Consider the following 3,971-nt stretch of genomic DNA (forward strand, 5'->3'; position numbering starts at 1 on the left):
GGCCTGTACGGCGCCCCGGCCGGAAGAGAGCTGGCAGGCGGAGCTCGTCGAGGAAGATGGAAGGGCAGAGGCTGGCGAGACGGCGTCGCCCCCTCAAGCTCGCTACATGAAGCTGCGGCGAAATCCGTTCGAAGTGCTTATCATTGTCCTCTTGTCGCTTGTCTTTCTCGCGGCTGGTCTTGCCGCTGCGGGACTTTCGGGATTTGCCAACTACCAGGCCTTCAGCGCCAGCGTCGCAGACCCTCTGCAAGGGCAGATCTGGGGCTGGGCCGGTGTGATCGCGACCGTCTGTTCCTTCGGCGGTTTCACCTTTTTCTGGTGGCATGTTTCAGGCGGGCGCCGCAGCGAAGGCGTGCGCGCGCTCATATTTGCGCTGTCCGGAGCAGCGACCAGCATTCTCGGAACCTCGCTGTTCATGGAAGCGAGCCAGGATGCGCGGCGACATGCAGAACAGGCCGCAAGCGCGGCCCGGCCCGTTATTGAGGCGCAGATCGCCGATTATCGCCGCCAGCTGGAAGGGATTTCGGCTGACACACGCTCCGTCAGTGGCCTGGAAGACTATCTTCGCGGTGTCGAAGCGGCCGGGCGTACGCATCAGAAGCCCTATCGCGACGCGCAGAATGAGCTAGGCCTCGCGAAACGCCGCGCTGAGCTTGAAGCAAAAATCGAAGCGGCCCGGCTCAGTCTGCTCGGCGAGGGCGGCCCGGCCGTGCTCAACCAGGACGCACCCGGCAAAGGCCTGCCGGCCTGGTTCTTCGCCATCATGCTGGAAGTGTTTTCCTCGCAGGGGACAAGTATTGCGCTCGTTGCGCTGCTTGTTCTTGCCTCCGGAAAGCCGCGCCGCGCGGCAGGGCAAAGGGCTCTCGCCTAGACGCTGACGACCCGGCCTGGATTCATGATGCCGAGCGGGTCGAGCGCAGACTTGATCGCGCGCATCGTATCGGTTGCCGCTTTGGGACGGATTCCGGCAAGCTCATCGCGCTTGAGCCGTCCGACGCCATGTTCTGCGCTGATCGAGCCGCCGAATTTCATCGCCTGCTCATGCACGATACGCGTGATTTCGACCGCATGATTGGACAGGATTGCAGACGTTGCGTCTTTAGGCTCGCAAGCCGAATAATGCAGATTGCCGTCGCCGACATGGCCGAACGCAACGATTTCCGCCTGCTCCACGAGCTTGTGAATCTCGTCTTCCGTCACTTTCAGGAAGTCGGGAATGGCGGATACGGGCACCGACACGTCATGATTGATCGCGGTCCCGAAGGCGCGCTTTGATAGCGGAATCGTCTCGCGAATGTGCCAGAAGCTGGCCGCTTGCTGGCCGCTTTCGGCGATAATAGCGTTTTCGGCGAGATCCTTCTCGATAGCATCGCCGAGCGCGCTCATCAGCGTCTCGCGCGCCTGGTCTTCCTGCGCCATGGAGACTTCGACAAGAACGCGCCAGGGCAGGGGCGAGGGGGCAGGATCGCGCGTATCGGGCACATCTTTCTGCACCATCTCAATCGCATTGGCCGGTATGATCTCGAAGCTTGTCACTGTGTCGCCGGCATGATCGCGCGTCAGCGCCAGCAGGTCGACAACGTCCTGCGCCGACTTGCAGATCACCCAGCCTGTCGCTTTTGCCACTTTCGGGAAGAGTTTTAGGGTCGCCGCCGTGATCAGGCCGAGCGTGCCTTCCGCGCCGGCGAAAAGATGTTTCAGATCATAGCCTGTATTGTTCTTGCGAAGGCCGGACAGCCCATCCCAGATGTCTCCCGACGGCAGCACGACTTCGAGGCCGAGGATCAGGTCGCGCATCATCCCATAGCGCAGCACGGCCACGCCGCCGGCATTTGTGGAAATCAGGCCGCCAATCGTCGCTTGGCCTTCCGAGCCGAGCGACAGCGGAAACAGGCGGTTCGCTTCTTCAGCGGCTTTCTGGGCATCGACCAGCGGCGCGCCAGCTTCGATGGTGAGGGAGTTGTTGAGCGTATCGACGGCGCGCAGCTTTTTCATCCGCCGCATCGAGACCGTGATCTCCCCATGCGGCGTGCCGCCATCGACAAGGCCGGTATTGCCGCCCTGAGGCACGAGCGCAACGCGGTGTTGTGCGCAGAGCTTGACGAGACTGGCAGCCTCCTCGGTGGAGGCTGGCATGGCCAGAAATGGCGTCTCGCCCGGCCAGGTGCCGCGCCACGGCGTTGCAGCGGCTTTCAGCTTGTCGGCATCCTCGCTCCAGCCGGACGGGCCGAGCACAGTCTTGGCCTCTTCGAGAAAGTCCTTCGCAAGCGTCATGAGTCTCTTTCCATCATGGCAGACAGGGTTGGGTCGTCGCCCGCCGCTTTCAAGGCCGCGCCCGCTCGTTTTCGCGCCTCGGCGGGCTTGTTCTGGCTGATCATTGTCATGCCGATATCTGCCCTTACTAGTCGCGATTGGCGGCGCGTTCCAGACGGTCATTGATCGCAAGGCCAAGGCCCGTGCGGGGGATGGGCGAGACGGCGATCCTGTCATGGGCCGTATCGAGCTTCCGCAGCATCGCGAAGAGATTGGCGGCAGCTTCCGGCAGGCTCCCGTCCGGCGACAGATTTTCCGCCGCATCCACCGCTCCAAAACCGAGCAACGCCTCGCCCTCAAGCGCCGCTTCGGCATCGAGGCGTAGGCGGGCTTCAGGCGCATAATGGCGCAGCAGCTGGCCCGGTGAGATCGGAGCGCCGGATCCCGCGCCGGCGCTCGCGCCCGGCCAGATGGCATCAATGGCTGCTTCAGAAATCGAGCCGGGACGAAGAATAATTGGTGCCTCTCCACGCGCATCAATCACGGTCGACTCAACTCCAACCTCGCACGGCCCGCCATCAAGGATCAGGTCGATCTTTTCGCCGAGATCGCCCGCGACATGGTCAGCGCGGGTCGGGCTTATCTTGCCGGATGGGTTAGCCGATGGCGCGACGAGCGGCGTGCCGACCTGAGACAACAGATCCCGCGCCACGGGGTGTGCGGGCACGCGAAGGGCCAGCGTGGCGAGACCGGCTCTGGCGAGATCACATACCGTCGTTTCAGCGATGGCATTGACCACGAAAGTCAGTGGTCCCGGCCAGAAAGCGGCGGCGAGCGACTTTGCCCGTTCGGAGAAATCGCCTTGGGCGAACGCTGCCTTCGCCGATGCGACATGGGCGATCAGCGGATTGAAAACGGGCCGTTCCTTTACCTCATAGATGCGTGCCACAGCTGCGGGGTTGGCCGCGTCGCCAGCAAGGCCGTAGACAGTCTCGGTCGGCATCGCCACAAGATCACCGGCGCGCAGGCAGGCCACTGCACGCGCGATTGCGTTCGGGTCAGGTTTGAGGATTGGCGCGGTCATGTCGGCTGCGCGCTTAGCACTCAATCAGCCTGCAGGCGAGGCGCGCACTTCAACTTCGATCAGAACATCTTCGCCGACCCAGTCTGCTGACGGGTCGGATTTCTGGCCGAGATCGAGCGGCGTGCGCTGAACCGTGGCCTCGCCTTTCATACGGGCTTCATCCTCATCGATATCGAGTTCGAAATTGAAGGGCACGGTGACGGACTTGTCCTTGATGGAGAGCGTGAGATCGGCAACGTATTCATCATCGTCATCCATCCGTCTGAAGTTTGAAAGATCGGCCGTCGCGGTCCTGTACTGGTCTGCGAAGAACCATTCAGCCGAGCGCAGGCTGTCGGTGTAGAGCTTCCTGTTCGCTTCGGTAGACATCATCTGAATGGTGACGAGCGCGCGAGCGTCATCGATATTGTCCGGGTCAAACTGGATATCGGCCGACCAGTCACCGAATTCGCCTTCATATTCGCTGCCATCATGCGTGCCGGAGAACCAGATTCCCGACTGGTCGTGATCGACCGTCCAGTTCGGCGTGATTTCCGCGGCCCGGCTGGTTTGCGATCCCTCGCTTATTGAGTTCGTGGCGCCGGCGGAGAAAAGAGGCAGCACGAAAGCGATCAGCAGGAAAACGCCTATGGCT

The 3,971-nt window shown here is 62.2% G+C and carries 4 protein-coding genes; 1 reads left to right on the forward strand and 3 read right to left on the reverse strand.

The annotated features are described in order from the left end of the window. On the forward strand, positions 1-871 hold an 871-nt coding region (locus tag WA989_RS03345; protein WP_424339105.1), incomplete at its 5' end, for a hypothetical protein. On the opposite strand, the gene WA989_RS03350 is transcribed toward WA989_RS03345, so the two are convergent. From WA989_RS03350 to WA989_RS03360, 3 genes are all read right to left on the reverse strand, one after another. Continuing rightward, on the reverse strand, positions 868-2,274 hold the full coding sequence (locus WA989_RS03350) for an FAD-binding oxidoreductase (protein WP_424339106.1): 1,407 nt from the start codon (positions 2,272-2,274) through the stop codon (positions 868-870). The two genes, WA989_RS03345 and WA989_RS03350, sit on opposite strands and share 4 nt — an antisense overlap. 127 nt (positions 2,275-2,401) lie before the next feature. Further along, on the reverse strand, positions 2,402-3,337 hold the full coding sequence (locus WA989_RS03355; RefSeq protein WP_424339107.1) for an L-threonylcarbamoyladenylate synthase: 936 nt from the start codon (positions 3,335-3,337) through the stop codon (positions 2,402-2,404). Positions 3,338-3,361: 24 nt separating this feature from the next. After that, positions 3,362-3,971, reverse strand: a 610-nt coding sequence (locus WA989_RS03360) for a YceI family protein (RefSeq protein ID WP_424339108.1), incomplete at its 5' end; no start/stop codon positions are given.

This window comes from Henriciella sp., from assembly GCF_049649345.1.
GTDB lineage: Bacteria > Pseudomonadota > Alphaproteobacteria > Caulobacterales > Hyphomonadaceae > Henriciella.

What these genes read in the sequence shown, in the direction of transcription:
- WA989_RS03350 (WP_424339106.1), bottom strand. Translation starts at nt 2,274, where the DNA reads ATGACGCTTGCGAAGGACTTTCTCGAAGAGGCCAAGACTGTGCTCGGC.
- WA989_RS03355 (WP_424339107.1), bottom strand. Translation starts at nt 3,337, where the DNA reads ATGACCGCGCCAATCCTCAAACCTGACCCGAACGCAATCGCGCGTGCA.